Here is a 15,775-nt window from a genome sequence, read left to right on the forward strand (position 1 = left end):
CAACATCCGCTTCTTTACCGCTGGTAATACTTGTGGGTAACCACGTCTAGCGTCGGTCCGCCGGGGGCCCTTACGGTGCACGCATGCCGCCGAACCTGCCCGATGTCGTGCTGTGGTCCATACCTGCCTTCGTGCTGCTCACCGTCGTGGAGATCGTGAGCCACCGGATCCACCCCGACGAGGACGAAGCCGGGTACGAGACGAAGGACGCCGCCACCTCCGTCACCATGGGGCTCGGCAGCCTCGTCTTCGACCTCTTGTGGAAGATCCCCATCGTGGCGATCTACACGGCGGTCTACGCGCTGACGCCGCTGCACATCCCCGTCCTGTGGTGGACGATCCCGCTGATGCTGCTCGCGCAGGACTTCTTCTACTACTGGTCGCACCGCGGGCATCACGTCATCCGCATCCTGTGGGCCTGCCACGTCGTGCACCACTCCAGTCGCAAGTTCAACCTCACGACGGCACTGCGCCAGCCCTGGACGAGCCTGACGGTCTGGCCGTTCTACCTCCCGCTGATCGCGCTCGGCGTCCATCCGGCGGCGCTCGCGTTCTGTTCGTCGGCGAACCTCGTCTACCAGTTCTGGATCCACACCGAGCGCATCGGGAAGCTCCCGCGCCCCTTCGAGTTCGTCTTCAACACCCCCTCGCACCACCGCGTCCACCACGCCTCACAGGGCGGCTACCTGGACCGCAACTTCGGCGGCATCCTGATCATCTGGGACCGGATGTTCGGCTCCTGGGTCGCGGAGACGGACCGCCCCGTCTACGGCCTCACGAAGAACATCACCACGTACAACCCGCTGCGGGTGGCCACGCACGAGTACGCGGCGATCGCCAAGGACCTCAGGAAGGCCACCAGTTGGCGCGAGCGGGGCGGAAGGCTGTTCCGGGGGCCCGGTTGGCAGCCGCAGGAGTCCGCGAAGCCTCAGACCGCCCAGGAGGCCACGCCGGGGCCCGTGCCGGAGCCCGTGACGGAGCCGGTCACGGAGGGCGCGGCATGAGCCCTGGCCCCGCGGTGGGCAGGCGCTCGGCGGCCAAGCTGCTGCTTGCCGCGTTCGCCCTGGCGGCCACAGGGGATCTGGCGGCACTGCTGGCGAACTCGGACGCGGCGCACGCGGTCTTCAAGCCGCTGCTGATGCCACTCCTGGCGGCGTACGTGGTCACGGTCAAGGGCCCGCGCCTGCTGACCGCGGCTCTCCTCTTCGGCTGGGGAGGCGACACCCTCCTCCTCTTCGACGCCGACCCCGCGTTCCTCGCGGGCATGGGCTCCTTCGCGGCAGGCCACGTCTGCTACCTCGCCCTCTTCAAGCGCCACGGCACACCACGCGCGCGTGGCGCCTGGGTCGTGGCCGCGTACGCCGCCGCCCTCATCGTCACGGTCACCCTCCTCTGGCCGGACCTCCCGCCGGACATGCGCGGACCGGTGGCGGGCTACAGCCTCCTGCTCACCGCGATGGCGTTCGGCGCCACGAGGCTGGGCCTCACCGCAGCGGCCGGCGGCGCGCTGTTCCTCCTGTCGGACACCCTCATCGCGACCGGCGTCGCCGAGTGGCCGCAGGCCCCCCGCCCTGACTTCTGGATCATGCTCACCTACATCGCCGCCCAGTTCCTGCTGGCCCGCGGCGTATTGGCGGCGCAACCCCACCAGCACCACCAACCCCCCACAGCTCAGCAGCTCACCAGCGAATCGGCAGCGGCAGCGCGGTCAGCAGAGCCGACACCGCCACCACGACCCCGAGCATGATGACCTCCCAGCGGGCGGGGGAGTACGCCGAGACCGGATCGGGGGCCTTGCGCAGCCGCCGGCGCGCGAGCAGCGCCAGGACGGCCACGGCCGCCACGAGGAGCACCTTGGCGAGCAGCGTGCGTCCGTAGGCCGTCTCCGTCAGCTGGTCGACGACTGTGCCCGGCGGCATCCGGCGCAGCGTGCTGCACACCCCCGTCACCGTGATCGCGGCGAGGAGAACGGCCGCCACGCGCGCGTAGAGCCCCAGTACCGCCGCGCCCGCCTCCGGCGCGAACGTCCGCCACAGCCGCAGCATCCGGAGGACCTGCAGCAGGCCACCCGCCCACAGCACCCCGCAGGTCAGATGCACGAGGGTCAGACCGGTGCCGATGAGCGGGGTGTCCTCCACCGGGGGATGGGCCCGCAGCGCCTCCGCGACGATCACCGCGGCCAGCGGAAGTGCGGCGGTGGAGGGGCGGCGCGAGCGCGAGCAGAGCAGTGCCACGATGAAGGCGTTGACCTCGAGGAGCGCCAGCCTGCCGTCCCGCGTCGCGTAGAGGCCGCCGACGTCCATGTCGGAGAGCTGGTGCGGGACCAGATTGCCGGTGGCCACCACCGAAGCCAGGCCGAGCGCGGCAATGAGGCCCGCGCCTGCCGCGTACGCCGCCCAGCTGCGCGGCTCACGGTCCAGCGGAGCTCCCGGCACCCGGCGCGCGAGCCGGATCGCGTACACCTCGCCCAACTGCACGCAGAGCGCGGCGAACATGACCGTCCGCAGGAACGTGATCCCGGCCGTGCCGGGCGCCTCGGCCTCCCCGGTGCCGCTCAGCGCCGCCGAGGGGCCGAGCAGCGGGACGGCGGCGGCGACGGCCACCAGGATCAGTACGGCGACGGCGTGACGCGTCGAGGGACGGCGCGGTGCGCGGTGCGAGGCGGCCGCCGCGCCGCCCGAGGCTTCGCCACCGGGGTCGGCGGACGGTTGTATGGAGCTCACCACATGATCTTCACCAGCCACCCCCTAAACGGGCAAGTCCTGGCAAACAACTGACGGCTCCCCATCCCGCCCGACGGGCCGCCTACTCCGCGGTGCTCGCGTCCGCCTCGCCCCGCGTGGCCGCCGACCACCACAGCCTGACCGACGTCTGCGGCTCCGACGGCCGCAGCTCCCACCCCTGGGCAGTCGCGGTCTCGACCACGTAATGGCCGCCCACACCGCGGTAGACGCTCCACGGGATCTCACACTCGACGGGCCAGAGCGGCTTGCCCGGCTCCCGGGGCGCGGACGCCCGGTCCGTCCAGCCGCCGACGACCTTGTCGACCCGCGTGCGGTGGTACGCCGTGTCCCCTTCATGGCGCATCTCCGGCCAGGTCACGCACCAGCCCGGCAGCCGGAGACGCTCCAGCATGCGGTCCGACAGGGCGGCGAGCTTCCTGCCGCCCGAGTTGCTGGCCGCCTCGACGACCTCCGCAAGCAACAGGACCACGATGGCCCCGGGCATCACCACCACCGCGAGGACGCACCACACCGGTATGTACGCGATCATGCCAACGAATCGGAGCATCAGCTGCCACCGGGGACGGACGGGCGCCGCCACCCAATGCTCCGTGCCGGTCTGCACGAACCGGGAGTCCTTGTACTCATACATGGGACGAGATCCTCTCGCGAAGGGCCGGGCGGTCGGTGACCGCCCGGCCCTGTGCCTCCCGCGAGAGGGCTGCTTCCGCGAGAGGGTTACCTCCGTACGGCGTCCAAGGCGTCGATCATGCCCACGCCGTAGAAGCCGTTCTTGTTCTTGCCGCCCGCGCACACCGCGTCGACCTTGCCGTCGGCGTCGATGTCGTACGGATCGGTGCACTTCATGGCGTCGGCCTCGCCGTAGAGCAGCGCCTTCACCTTCGATGAAGACGCGTACGGGTGGGCCGACTTGATGAGCGCGGCGACCCCCGCTGCGTGCGGGGACGCCATCGACGTACCCGCCTTGTAGCCGAACTTGCCGCCGGGCAGCGTCGACAGGATGCGGCCGTCCGTGGCCGGCGCGTCCGGCGTCTGGAACCTCGTCGAGTCACCGCCCGGCGCCGCGATGTCCACCACGCCCATGCCGTAGTTCGAGTACGAGGACTTGATGCCCTTCGCACCCGTGGCAGAGACGGTCACCACACCCGGAAGCTGCGACGGCAGGTCGAGGCAGTCCGCGGTTTTGATGACCCGCTCCGTGGGCGTCGTGTCGTCCGGGCTGGAGTCGTCGACGATCTCGTCCTGCGCGAGGTCCGTCTCGGCGTTACCGGCCGCCGCGACGTTCACCGCACCCTTGCGCTCCGCGTACCGGGTGGCCCGCCCGACGGCGTCGACCAGGGCCTTCTGGTCGTCGTCCGTCTTGCAGTTGAACAGCCACGGGTCGGTGTAGTAGCTGGAGTTGGTGACGTCGACGCCGTGATCGGCCGCCCACATGAAGCCGCAGACCACGGCCTCCGTGTAGTACATGCCGGTCGCCGGCTCGGCCACCTTAAGGCTCGCCACCTTCACGCCCGGAGCGACACCGGTGACGCCGGTGCCGTTCTTCGCGGCGGCGATCGTGCCCGCCACGTGCATGCCGTGGTCGCTCTCCCCGCTCACCGGACGCCACGCGCTGTCCTTCTGCACGGGCACGCCGCCCAGACAGCTCGCGGACGCCTTCGCGTCGAAGTTCGGCGCGATGTCCGGGTGCGTGTCGTCCACGCCGGAGTCCAGGACGCCGACGGTGACCCTGGAGCTGCCCAGCGACTCCTTGTGGGCCTTGTCCGCCTTGATGGCGGGCAGGTCCCACTGGAGCGGCTCCAGCTCGTCCTGGCCCGCGCCCGCCTGCCCGGCCGCCTGCTTCGCCTCGGCGGCGGTCAGCGGCCGGTCGGCCTCAAGGGCGTCGTCGGACTGCGCCGACAGCGGAGCCGTACGAGTGGCCCCCGCTGACGCGACACCCTTCACCCCGCGGATCTTCTTCGCGAAGTCCGCGTTCGACGAGTGGACGACGATCACGCCGATCCGGTCGTACGCGATGACGACCGTGCCGCCCGCCTTGGCGATGGCCCTCTTCACGTACGCCGACGTCTTGCCGGACGGTGAACCGCCGTGCCCGGCACGGACGTTGACGACGTAGCTCATCGACGTGCCGTCAGTGAGCGAGCCCAGGGCGGACACGGCCGACGACACCGGAGTGCCGGGACGGGCCGCGGCATCGGGTTGAGCCGACGCCGTGCCCGGCAGGAAGGCGACGGCCGAGGCCACCGCCATGCCGAGCGGGAGTGCGAGCACGCGGCGGGAGCGCGTGAGGGGTGCGGTCATGGTGCGCGAGCCCCTCACTTCTTCTTCACGGCGTCGAGCGCGTCGACGATCCCACTGCCGTAGAAGCCGTTCTTGTTCTTGCCGCCCTCGCAGACCGCGTCGACCTTGCCGTCACCGTCCGGGTCGTACGGCGTCGTCGGGCAGCCCGGGTTGTCGGCCTGCTTCTTGAGAAGGCGCTGGAGTTCGGCGGGGCTCGCCTTGGGGTGCGTCGACTTCAGGAGCGCGGCCACGCCCGACGCGTGCGGCGACGCCATCGAGGTGCCCTGCAGCCAGCCGTACTGGTTGCCCGGCATCGTGGAGAGGATGCGGCCGTTCTTCGACGGGGTGTCGGCCGGGATCTGCCGGGCGTCGCCGCCCGGGGCCGCGACGTCGATGACGCCCTTGCCGTACGTCGAGTAGTACGACTTGAGGTTCTGCACGCCCGTCGCGCTGACCGTGACCACACCCGGCAGCTGCGTCGGGAGGTCGAAGCACTCGGACGGGTCGATGGTGCGGGGCACCGGCGTCGAGTCGTCCGGGCTCGAGTCGTCCAGGATCTCGTCGGCGGCGAGGTCGTGGTTGGAGTTGCCCGCCGAGGCGAGGTTCAGGGTGCCCTTCTTCTGGGCGTACAGCTGGGCGCGGTTGACCGCGTCGACGATGGCCCGCTGGTCCGGGTCGTCCATGCAGTTGTAGAGCCACGGGTCCACGTAGTAGCTGTTGTTCGTGATCTCGATGCCCTTGTCGGCCGCGAACACGAACGCGCAGACGACGCTCTCCGGGAAGAACAGCTCGCTGACCGGGTCGGCCACCTTGATGCCCGCGACCTTCACACCGGGGGCGACACCCGCGACGCCCACGTTGTTGCGGGTGGCGGCGATCTCGCCGGCCACGTGCGTGCCGTGGTAGTGCTCCGGCTTCTCCGGGCGCCAGGCGCCGGCCGAGGTGTCCGCCTTGCCGCCGACACAGCTCGCCGACTGCGAGGCCGAGAAGTTGGGCGCGAGGTCCGGGTGGGTGTCGTCGACTCCGGTGTCGATGACGCCGACGGTGACCTTCTTGCTGCCCGGGTTGATCTTGGCTGCCTTGTCGGCGCCTATCGCGCGCAGGTCCCACTGGTCGGCCTCGAGGGGCTCGGCGGCCGAAGGGGCCTGCGCCTTGAGCGCCTTGGCCTCGGACTTCGACAGGAGGGTCGGTGCGCCCTCCTCCGTGGTGCCCGCCGCCGTCAGGGGCGAGGTGCGGGTGGCGCCGGCGGACTGGACGCCCTTGACCTTGCGCAGCTGCTTGCCGAAGTCGGGGTTCGCGGAGTGCGCGACGATCACGCCGATCTTCGGGTAGGCGACGACGACGGTGCCGTCCGCCTTGGCGATCGCCCGCTTGACGTACGCGATCGTCTTGGAGTCCGTACGGGTGTTGACGACGTAGGCGAGCTTCGGGGCCTCGGCCTTCGCGGACGCGGTGGCGGGGGCGTCGGGGGCCGCGGTCGCGACACCGGGAGCGAAGCCGACCGACGCCGCGAGCGCGATGCCGAGCGGCACGGTGAGCGCGATGCGACGTCTGGAACGCAGATGAGCCATGGGATCTCCACATCATCCGGATACGTGAACTGCCCGAACACACCAAGTGATCGGGCAGGTACATGACGGGCTGTGCAGGGTGAAGCTATCCCCCGAACTCCCAGGCCAGCAATGGATTCCAGAAGAAAACGATCCGTCACACCGCGCCGGGCGCGCCGTCGAGACGTTGAACAGGTAACGGAAGCAACATCGACCCCTGTCGGATCACGTCCTGTGGCCTTAGCATCGCCATCCGTGGCTCACGTGATCCGCGTCACTGCCGGATCGAAAAGAGCCAATGGATCAGCTGTCCGTCCCCACCGCACCCGCACCACGAGGAGAAGACTCCGTGGCCCCCGAAGCATCCCCACCGTCCAAGGACGGAGCAGCCCCCGCCCCGTACGCGCCGTCCACGGAAGAATTCCTCCAGGAGCAAGCGAGTCCCGAGTTCGGTGAACTCCGCAAGGCGCACCGCTCGTTCGCCTTCCCGCTGACCGTCGCCTTCATCCTCTGGTACCTCGCGTACGTCCTGCTCTCGAACTACGCGGGCGACTTCATGGGCACCAAGCTGTTCGGCAACATCAACGTCGCCCTGGTCCTCGGCCTGGCGCAGTTCCTGACCACGTTCCTCATCGCCTGGTTCTACTCGCGCCACGCCGCCGCGAAGCTCGACCCCAAGGCCGAGGCCATCAAGTCCCGTATGGAGGCCGGCGCATGAGCCCCGCGCTGAACACCACTGTCCTGGCGGCGACGTCCGACGCCTCCGAGCACCGGGCGCTGATCATCAGCCTCTTCGCGGCCTTCGTCGTCGCGACCCTCTTCATCACCGTCTGGGCCGGGCGCCAGACCAAGAGCGCCGCCGACTTCTACGCGGGCGGCCGCCAGTTCACCGGCTTCCAGAACGGCCTGGCGATCTCCGGCGACTACATGTCCGCCGCGTCCTTCCTCGGCATCGCGGGCGCCATCGCCCTCTTCGGGTACGACGGCTTCCTCTACTCCATCGGCTTCCTGGTCGCCTGGCTGGTGGCGCTCCTCCTGGTGGCCGAGCCGCTGCGCAACTCCGGCCGCTACACGATGGGCGACGTCCTTGCCTATCGGATGCGCCAGCGTCCGGTGCGCACCGCGGCTGGCACGTCCACGATCGTCGTCTCGATCTTCTACCTGCTCGCGCAGATGGCGGGCGCCGGTGTCCTGGTCTCGCTGCTGCTCGGCATCACCAGTGACGCGGGCAAGATCCTGATCGTCGCCCTCGTCGGCGTCCTGATGATCGTCTACGTCACCATCGGCGGCATGAAGGGCACCACCTGGGTGCAGATGGTCAAGGCCGTGCTGCTCATCGCGGGCACCATCCTGATCACCTTCCTGATCCTCCTCAAGTTCAACTTCAACGTCTCCGACCTGCTCGGCACCGCCGCATCCAACAGCGGCAAGGGTTCGGCGTTCCTGGAGCCCGGTCTCAAGTACGGCGTGAGCGGCACCTCGAAGCTGGACTTCCTCTCGCTCGGCATCGCCCTGGTGCTCGGCACGGCGGGCCTGCCGCACATCCTGATCCGCTTCTACACGGTGCCGACCGCCAAGGCCGCGCGTAAGTCCGTGAACTGGGCGATCGGCATCATCGGCTCCTTCTACCTGATGACGATCGTCCTCGGCTTCGGCGCCGCAGCCCTGCTCAAGCCCGGCGACATCATCGCCTCGAACAAGGCGGGCAACACCGCGGCACCGCTCGCCGCCCTGGAGATCGGCGGCGGTGGCGACTCCACCGGTGGCGCGCTCCTGCTCGCCGTGATCTCCGCGGTCGCCTTCGCCACGATCCTCGCGGTCGTCGCCGGTCTGACCCTCGCCTCGTCCTCGTCGTTCGCGCACGACATCTACGCCAACGTCATCAAGAAGGGCAAGGCCACCGAGAAGGAGGAGATGAAGGCCGCTCGCTGGTCGACCGTCTTCATCGGCATTGTCTCCATCGCGCTCGGCGCCCTGGCCCGTGACCTCAACGTGGCGGGCCTGGTGGCCCTCGCCTTCGCCGTCGCGGCCTCCGCGAACCTGCCGACGATCCTCTACAGCCTGTTCTGGAAGCGGTTCACCACCCAGGGCGCGCTCTGGTCCATCTACGGCGGACTGATCGCGGCCGTCGGCCTGGTGCTGTTCTCGCCGGTCGTCTCCGGCAAGCCCACCTCGATGTTCCCCGACGCCAACTTCGACTTCTTCCCGCTGGAGAATCCGGGCCTGATCTCCATCCCGCTGGGCTTCCTGCTCGGCTGGCTGGGCACGGTCCTGTCGAAGGAGAAGGCGGACAAGGGCAAGTACGCGGAGCTGGAGGTACGGTCCCTCACGGGAACCGGAGCCCACTGATCCTCCTGGGTTCCACCTGAAACACGCACGTCAGCGGCCGCGTCGTAGATCATTGGTAGATCTCTACGACGCGGTCGCGCCGCTCCTCGTGGGATCGGGCCCCCCGCGATGTCAGTCCCGTCACGTAGGCTCGTGGTATCTGAACCGAACGGCTGAACAGGATCAGGGAGGGGGCCCACGTGCTCATCGACACCTACGGCCGAGTGGCCACCGATCTGCGGGTTTCGCTGACCGACAAGTGCAATCTGCGGTGCACGTACTGCATGCCCGAAGAGGGTCTGCAATGGCTGTCCAAGTCCGAGCTCCTCAGCGACGACGAGATCGTCCGCCTCATCCGGATCGCCGTGACGCAGCTCGGCATCACCGAGGTCCGCTTCACCGGCGGCGAGCCGCTCCTGCGCCCCGGCCTCGTCGGCATCATCGAGCGCTGCGCCCAGCTGGAGCCGCGCCCCAGGATGTCCCTGACGACGAACGGCATCGGGCTCAAGCGCACCGCCGCCGCCCTCAAGGCCGCGGGCCTGGACCGGGTGAACGTCTCCCTGGACACCCTGCGCCCGGACGTCTTCAAGACCCTCACCCGCCGCGACCGTCACAAGGACGTCCTGGAAGGCCTTGAGGCGGCCCGTGACGCCGGCCTGACCCCGGTCAAGGTCAACACGGTCCTGATGCCGGGCCTGAACGACGACGAGGCCCCGGACCTCCTCGCCTGGGCCGTCGAGAACGACTACGAACTGCGTTTCATCGAGCAGATGCCCCTGGACGCCCAGCACGGCTGGAAGCGCGACGGCATGATCACCGCCGGTGACATCCTGCAGTCGCTGCGTACGCGCTTCGAGCTCACCGAGGAGGGCTCCGGCGAGCGCGGCTCCGCGCCGGCCGAGCGCTGGCTCGTGGACGGCGGCCCGCATCGCGTCGGCGTCATCGCCTCCGTCACGCGCCCGTTCTGCTCGGCCTGCGACCGCACCCGCCTCACGGCCGACGGCCAGGTCCGCACCTGCCTGTTCGCCACGGAGGAGACCGACCTGCGGGGAGCCCTGCGGGCCAACGGCGAGGACAGCGAGGACGGCTCGGACGAGGCGATCGCACGCATATGGAAGCTCGCCATGTGGGGCAAGAAGGCGGGCTCGGGCCTGGACGACCCGGCGTTCCTGCAGCCCGACCGCCCGATGTCGGCGATCGGCGGCTAGCGCGCGCTAGCTCTCCGGGGCTTCCCACTCGGCGAGCGGCACGACGTCCTTCAACATGCTGCGTACGCCCAGGAATTGAGAGAGGTGCTCGCGGTGTTCCTCACAGGCGAGCCACGTCTTGCGCCGCTCCGGGGTGTGGATCTTCGGGTTGTTCCACGCCAGCACCCACACGGCGGCCGCGCGGCAGCCCTTGGCGGAACAGATCGGTGTTTCGTCGCTCACGAATGACGTCCAAGTGCGTTCAAAACAAGGCGACGCCGAGCAGCCACGGGGGGAGCTGCCCGGCGTCGGTCTGTCGCTCCGACGGGGGATGCGGAGCGCGTACGAAGTATGTCACGGGGGACCCGGTGCCTGGCACCGGAACCACATGATTGATCTGAGCTTTTCTTGAGCTTGGCGCAACGTCGACGGTCAGTTCTGATGGCCTGACGGAGCGTTGGGCTCGCCCGGCGCGGGGCCCGTGCCGGCTTCCGGGACGGGTTCCGCGGACTCGCCGTGCGGGGGCGGCGGCGCGAGCATCGGCCGGGACGGCGCCGGTACGAAGGTCGACGGCAGCGAAGGGATGTTCTCCCGCCCCGCGTTGGCGATCACGACGGAGATGTACGGCAGGAGAATGCCGAGCACCAGTGCGACGAGGGCGACATGCCGCTCGACGTTCCAAAGGACCGCCGCGGCAATGACCGAAAGCGTACGGATCGACATCGAGATCACGTACCGCCGCTGCCTGCCCCGCACGTCGTCCGCGAGTGACTGCCGGGCCCCTGTGATCCGGAAGACCTGGGCGCCGCTCTGCTTCCGCATCACATTCCACCGCCTGCTCACAAGAAGCCGGGCACTCCCCGGCCCGGACCCGCTCCACGTTACGCCGGGGCTGCGCAGCCTTCGAGACCGGGGCAGGGTCCTTCTCGGTGTCCCGTCTGCGTCATGCCACGTATGGGGGTGCCCGACATGCGCCGTATGGAGGATCGGTCGAGACTTGCCGTAATGCTCATGTTGAGCCGAATGAGGAGGCAGCTATGAGCTGGTTGTGGGCCATCGTCGTGGGATTCGTGCTGGGGCTGATCGCCAAGGCGATCCTGCCCGGCAAGCAGCACAGTCCGCTCTGGCTGACCACGATCTTCGGCATCATCGGTGCGATCATCGGCAACTCGCTTGCCTCGGCGTTCGGCATCGAAGACACCAAGGGCATCGACTGGGGTCGACACGCCCTGCAGCTCGTGGCGGCACTCGTCGTCGTGGGCGTCGGAGACATGGCGTACAAGATGATCAAGGGCAACAGGCAACGCGCCTGACCTGCGAGAACACAGCATGCGAAAGGGGTCGGTCCCTAAAAGCCGACCCCTTTCGCGCGCATACGGGACCGCGGATCAGCCCGCGGTGACCGCCGTGACCTCGACGGCCGCCAGGTTCTTCTTGCCCCGGCGCAGCACCAGCCAGCGCCCGTGCAGAAGCTCCTCGCGGGCCGGGACGGCGTCCTCGGAGGCGACCTTCGCGTTGTTCACGTAGGCACCGCCCTCCTTGACCGTGCGCCGGGCCGCGGACTTGCTCGCCACCAGGCCGACCTCCGCGAGGAGGTCCACCACCGGGCCGAGCTCGGTGACCTGGACACGCGGCAGCTCCGAGAGGGCCGCGCTCAGCGTCGCCTCGTCGAGGTCACCGAGCTCACCCTGGCCGAACAGGGCCTTGGACGCGGCGATGACCGCGGCGCACTGATCGGCGCCGTGCACCAGCGTCGTCAGCTCCTCGGCGAGCGCACGCTGGGCCGCACGGGCCTGCGGACGCTCCTCGGTGAGCTTCTCGATCTCCTCGAGCTCCTCGCGGGACTTGAAGCTGAGGATGCGCATGTACGTCGAGACGTCCCGGTCGTCCACGTTCAGCCAGAACTGGTAGAACGCGTACGGCGTCGTCATCTGCGGGTCGAGCCAGACGGCGCCGCCCTCGGACTTGCCGAACTTGGTGCCGTCCGCCTTGACCATCAGCGGCGTGCCGACGGCGTGCACCGCGGCGTCCGGCTCCAGGCGGTGGATCAGGTCGATGCCCGCGGTGAGGTTGCCCCACTGGTCACTGCCACCGGTCTGCAGCGTGCAGCCGTAGCGGCGGTACAGCTCCAGGAAGTCCATGCCCTGGAGCAGCTGGTAGCTGAACTCCGTGTACGAGATGCCCTCCTGGGACTCCAGGCGGCGGGCCACGGAGTCCTTGGTCAGCATCTTGTTCACGCGGAAGTGCTTGCCGATGTCCCGCAGGAACTCGATCGCGGACATGCCCGCGGTCCAGTCCAGGTTGTTGACCATCACCGCGGCGTTCTCGCCCTCGAACGACAGGAACGGCTCGATCTGCGAGCGCAGGCGCGCCACCCAGTTCGCGACCGTCTCCGGGTCGTTCAGGGTGCGCTCGGCGGTCGGCCGCGGGTCACCGATCTGGCCCGTCGCGCCGCCGACGAGCGCCAGCGGGCGGTGGCCCGCCTGCTGCAGCCTGCGGACGGTGAGGACCTGCACCAGGTGCCCGACGTGCAGGCTGGCCGCGGTCGGGTCGAAGCCGCAATAGAACGTGACGGGGCCGTCCGCGAGCGCCTTGCGCAGTGCATCTTCGTCCGTGGACAGGGAGAAAAGGCCCCGCCACTTCAGCTCGTCGACGATGTCCGTCACGGTCTTGTGTCTCCTTGAAAGGTTTCTGGCCGGTCGAAAGGCTTGAGGCTTCTGGCCGGTGCCGGCTGGCACCGGCCAGTCTATGGGCGTCACACGCCTTGGCTGACCGAGCTCATGTTGAAGTCGGGGATGCGCAGGGCGGGCATCGCGGCCCTGGTGAACCAGTCGCCCCACTCCCTGGGCAGCGTCTTCTCCGTACGCCCGGCCTCCGAGGCCCGCGAGAGCAGGTCCACCGGCGACTCGTTGAAACGGAAGTTGTTCACCTCGCCCACCACCTCGCCGTTCTCGACGAGATAGACGCCGTCCCGGGTGAGCCCGGTGAGCAGCAGGGTCGCCGGGTCGACCTCGCGGATGTACCAGAGGCAGGTCAGGAGAAGGCCCCGCTCCGTGCCCGCGACCATCTCCTCCAGGGTGCGGTCGGTGCCGCCGTCCAGGATGAGGTTGTCGATGGCGGGGGCCACCGGGAGGCCGGTCAAGGACGCGCTGTGCCGGGTGCTGGTCAGATGCGCCAGCTCGCCCGCGCGCACCCACTCGGTGGCGGCCAGCGGCAGCCCGTTGTCGAAGACGGAGGAGTCACCGCCCGAGGCGTGCGCGAGCACGAACGGCGCGGACTGAAGGCCCGGCTCGTTCGGGTCGCTGCGCAGCGTCAGGGGCAGCTCGGCGAGGCGGTCGCCGACCCGGGTGCCGCCGCCGGGCCTGGAGAACACCGTCCGGCCCTCGGCCGCGTCCCTGGCCGACGCCGACCACAGCTGGTAGATCAGCAGGTCGGCGACGGCGGTCGGCGGAAGCAGCGTCTCGTACCGCCCGGCCGGCAGGTCGATGCGCCGCTGGGCCCACCCCAGGCGCTTGGCGAGTTCCGCGTCGAGGGCCGCCGGGTCGACGTCCTTGAAGTCCCGGGTCGCACGCCCCGCCCACGCCGACTTCGTGCGGTCGGGGGACTTGGCGTTGAGCTCCAGGGTGCCGTTGGGCTGGTCGTGCCGCAGGCGCAGCCCCGTCGACGTCCCCAGGTAGCTCGACACGAGTTCGTGGTTCGCGAAGCCGTACAGCTCACGTCCGCCCGAGCGGGCGGTGGCGAAGGCCTCGCCGAGCGCCGGGGCGAAGTCGTCGAAGACCGCGGAGGACGTCTCCAGGGGCGCGTCCCTGAAGTGCGCGGACTCCTTGCCCCCGGCCACCAGCGGCTGTGCGTCCTCGGCGGGACCCGCCCCGCGCGCGGCGTGCTCGGCGGCGCGGACCAGGGGCTCGAGATCGGCGGCGGTCACCGCCGAGCGCGAGACGACGCCGGACGCGGTGCCTTCCTTGCCGTCGACGGTCGCGACGACGGTGAGGGTGCGGCCGCGGGTGACGCCGTTCGTGGTCAGGGCGTTGCCCGCCCAGCGCAGGTTCGCGGTCGAGTGCTCGTCGGCGATGACGACGCAACCGTCGGCGGTGGACAGCTCGAGGGCACGCTCGACGATCTCGTAAGGCTTGCTGGTACGGCTCATCGACCCGCCTCCTGCGTCGTATTGAGGATGTTCACGCCCCGGAACAGGGCCGAGGGGCAGCCGTGCGAGACCGCCGCTACCTGGCCCGGCTGGGCCTTGCCGCAGTTGAAGGCGCCGCCGAGGACGTACGTCTGCGGGCCGCCGACCGCCGCCATCGAACCCCAGAAGTCGGTGGTGGTCGCCTGGTACGCGACATCGCGCAGCTGGCCGGTGATGCGGCCGTTCTCGATGCGGTAGAAGCGCTGCCCCGTGAACTGGAAGTTGTACCTCTGCATGTCGATCGACCAGGAACGGTCGCCCACGACGTAGATGCCCCGGTCCACGCCTGCGATCAGATCCTCCGTGCCGAGCCCGCCCGGATCCGGCTGGAGCGACACGTTCGCCATGCGCTGCACCGGCACATGGCCGGGGGAGTCCGCGTACGCGCAGCCGTTGGAGCGCTCGAAGCCGGTGAGCTTCGCGATGCGCCGGTCCAGTTGGTAGCCGACCAGAGTGCCGTCCTTCACCAGGTCCCAGGACTGCCCGGCCACGCCCTCGTCGTCGTACCCGATGGTCGCGAGGCCGTGCTCGGCCGTCCTGTCACCCGTCACGTTCATGATCGGCGAGCCGTAGGCGAGCTTGCCGAGCTGGTCGAAGGTGGCGAACGACGTTCCCGCGTACGCGGCTTCGTAACCGAGCGCGCGGTCCAGCTCGGTGGCGTGGCCGATGGACTCGTGGATGGTCAGCCAGAGGTTCGAGGGATCGACCACGAGGTCGTACGAGCCGGCCTCCACGCTCGGCGCCCGCATCTTCTCGGCGAGGTGCTCCGGGATGCGCGCGAGCTCGGCGTCCCAGTCCCAGCCGGTCCCGGTGAGGTACTCCCAGCCGCGGCCGACCGGCGGCGCGATGGTCCGCATCGAGTCGAACTCGCCGCTCGTCCCGTCGACCGCGACCGCGGTGAGCTGCGGGTGCAGCCTGACCCGCTGCTGCGTGGTCACCGTCCCCGCCGTGTCCGCGTAGAACTTGTTCTCGTGCACGGTGAGCAGCGAGGCGTCGACGTGCGAGACGCCGTCGGCGGCGAGCAGCCGCGAGCTCCACTCGGCGAGCAGCCCGCTCTTCTCCTCCTCCGGCACGGAGAAGGGGTCGATCTCGTACGCCGACACCCAGGTCTTGTCGGCGTGCACGGGCTCACTCGCGAGCTCCACGCGCTCGTCCGACCCCGCGGCCTTGATGACCTTCGCCGAGAGCTTGGCCATCGCCACGGCCTGGGAAGCGACCTTCGCCGCCGCGTCCATCGTCAGGTCCACGCCCGAGGCGAACCCCCAGGTCCCGCCGTGCACGACCCGGACCGCGTAGCCCAGGTCCGTGGTGTCCGACGTGCCGGCCGGCCTGGCGTCCCGCAGCCGCCAGGAGGCGCTGCGCACGCGCTCGAAGCGGAAGTCCGCGTGGTCTGCGCCCAGAGCACGCGCGCGGGCCAGCGCGGCGTCGGCGAGAGCCCTCAGCGGCAGCGCCGTGAAGGCTTCATCGATGGAATGAGGCACGGATGTCTCCCTGCTGTCG

The 15,775-nt window shown here is 69.7% G+C and carries 15 protein-coding genes; 6 read left to right on the plus strand and 9 right to left on the minus strand.

Translation table 11 applies throughout. The annotated features are described in order from the left end of the window. Nucleotides 1–83 precede the first annotated feature (83 nt). Both ACZ5U5_RS39240 and ACZ5U5_RS39245 read left to right on the plus strand, forming a co-directional pair. Nucleotides 84–1,004, plus strand: a complete 921-nt coding sequence (locus tag ACZ5U5_RS39240; RefSeq protein ID WP_469031369.1) for a sterol desaturase family protein — start codon at nucleotides 84–86, stop codon at nucleotides 1,002–1,004. Then, complete coding sequence (locus tag ACZ5U5_RS39245; protein WP_469031371.1) at nucleotides 1,001–1,747, plus strand: lysoplasmalogenase; 747 nt, start codon at nucleotides 1,001–1,003, stop codon at nucleotides 1,745–1,747. The genes ACZ5U5_RS39240 and ACZ5U5_RS39245 overlap by 4 nt, the downstream gene beginning before the upstream one ends. On the opposite strand, the gene ACZ5U5_RS39250 is transcribed toward ACZ5U5_RS39245, so the two are convergent. The 4 genes from ACZ5U5_RS39250 to ACZ5U5_RS39265 form a co-directional block, all read right to left on the minus strand. Then, nucleotides 1,680–2,723, minus strand: a complete 1,044-nt coding sequence (locus tag ACZ5U5_RS39250; protein ID WP_469031372.1) for a CopD family protein — start codon at nucleotides 2,721–2,723, stop codon at nucleotides 1,680–1,682. The genes ACZ5U5_RS39245 and ACZ5U5_RS39250 overlap by 68 nt on opposite strands. A gap of 82 nt (nucleotides 2,724–2,805) precedes the next feature. Then, a complete protein-coding gene (locus tag ACZ5U5_RS39255) occupies nucleotides 2,806–3,375 on the minus strand; it encodes a hypothetical protein (protein ID WP_469031374.1) in 570 nt (189 codons plus the stop codon). Between the two features lie 86 nt (nucleotides 3,376–3,461). Continuing rightward, the gene (locus ACZ5U5_RS39260; protein ID WP_469031376.1) at nucleotides 3,462–5,045 is read right to left on the minus strand and encodes a S8 family peptidase; all 1,584 of its coding nucleotides are present in this window, start codon (nucleotides 5,043–5,045) and stop codon (nucleotides 3,462–3,464) included. Between the two features lie 14 nt (nucleotides 5,046–5,059). Beyond that, nucleotides 5,060–6,595 (minus strand): S8 family peptidase, encoded by a 1,536-nt coding sequence (locus ACZ5U5_RS39265; RefSeq protein ID WP_469031377.1) that lies wholly within the window; start codon nucleotides 6,593–6,595, stop codon nucleotides 5,060–5,062. Between the two features lie 328 nt (nucleotides 6,596–6,923). Here ACZ5U5_RS39265 and ACZ5U5_RS39270 point away from each other — a divergent pair, with 328 nt between their 5' ends. The 3 genes from ACZ5U5_RS39270 to moaA all read left to right on the plus strand — a co-directional run bounded on the left by ACZ5U5_RS39270 (nucleotide 6,924) and on the right by moaA (nucleotide 10,110). After that, entirely contained in the window at nucleotides 6,924–7,292 is a 369-nt protein-coding gene (locus tag ACZ5U5_RS39270; RefSeq protein ID WP_469031379.1) for a DUF485 domain-containing protein, read from the plus strand. Continuing rightward, a complete protein-coding gene (locus ACZ5U5_RS39275; protein WP_469031380.1) occupies nucleotides 7,289–8,923 on the plus strand; it encodes a solute symporter family protein in 1,635 nt (544 codons plus the stop codon). The genes ACZ5U5_RS39270 and ACZ5U5_RS39275 overlap by 4 nt, the downstream gene beginning before the upstream one ends. 179 nt (nucleotides 8,924–9,102) lie before the next feature. Continuing rightward, entirely contained in the window at nucleotides 9,103–10,110 is a 1,008-nt protein-coding gene (moaA, locus tag ACZ5U5_RS39280; RefSeq protein WP_469031381.1) for a GTP 3',8-cyclase MoaA, read from the plus strand. Nucleotides 10,111–10,116: 6 nt separating this feature from the next. Here moaA and ACZ5U5_RS39285 read toward each other — a convergent pair whose 3' ends face one another. Together ACZ5U5_RS39285 and ACZ5U5_RS39290 are read right to left on the minus strand one after the other, a co-directional pair. Next, nucleotides 10,117–10,332 (minus strand): hypothetical protein, encoded by a 216-nt coding sequence (locus ACZ5U5_RS39285; RefSeq protein WP_363207929.1) that lies wholly within the window; start codon nucleotides 10,330–10,332, stop codon nucleotides 10,117–10,119. A 189-nt stretch (nucleotides 10,333–10,521) separates the two neighbouring features. Next, nucleotides 10,522–10,911, minus strand: a complete 390-nt coding sequence (locus ACZ5U5_RS39290; RefSeq protein ID WP_469031383.1) for a DUF3099 domain-containing protein — start codon at nucleotides 10,909–10,911, stop codon at nucleotides 10,522–10,524. 215 nt (nucleotides 10,912–11,126) lie between these two features. Between ACZ5U5_RS39290 and ACZ5U5_RS39295 the strand changes: the two genes are divergently transcribed. Next, nucleotides 11,127–11,402: a GlsB/YeaQ/YmgE family stress response membrane protein gene (locus tag ACZ5U5_RS39295; RefSeq protein ID WP_365827039.1), complete on the plus strand. Its 276-nt coding sequence runs from the start codon at nucleotides 11,127–11,129 to the stop codon at nucleotides 11,400–11,402. Between the two features lie 75 nt (nucleotides 11,403–11,477). Here the strand turns inward: ACZ5U5_RS39295 and tyrS are convergent, their stop codons facing one another. The 3 genes from tyrS to ACZ5U5_RS39310 form a co-directional block, all read right to left on the minus strand. Next, nucleotides 11,478–12,755, minus strand: coding sequence for a tyrosine--tRNA ligase (gene tyrS, locus ACZ5U5_RS39300; RefSeq protein ID WP_469031384.1), 1,278 nt, complete (start codon nucleotides 12,753–12,755; stop codon nucleotides 11,478–11,480). Between the two features lie 89 nt (nucleotides 12,756–12,844). Further along, nucleotides 12,845–14,236 carry a metallopeptidase TldD-related protein gene (locus ACZ5U5_RS39305; protein WP_469031386.1) on the minus strand — a complete coding sequence of 464 codons (1,392 nt, stop codon included), beginning with the start codon at nucleotides 14,234–14,236 and terminating at the stop codon, nucleotides 12,845–12,847. Next, nucleotides 14,233–15,756 (minus strand): TldD/PmbA family protein, encoded by a 1,524-nt coding sequence (locus tag ACZ5U5_RS39310; RefSeq protein ID WP_469031387.1) that lies wholly within the window; start codon nucleotides 15,754–15,756, stop codon nucleotides 14,233–14,235. The genes ACZ5U5_RS39305 and ACZ5U5_RS39310 overlap by 4 nt, the downstream gene beginning before the upstream one ends. Between the last annotated feature and the right edge of the window lie 19 nt (nucleotides 15,757–15,775).

The sequence above is a fragment of the Streptomyces sp. NPDC033177 genome, from assembly GCF_055577715.1.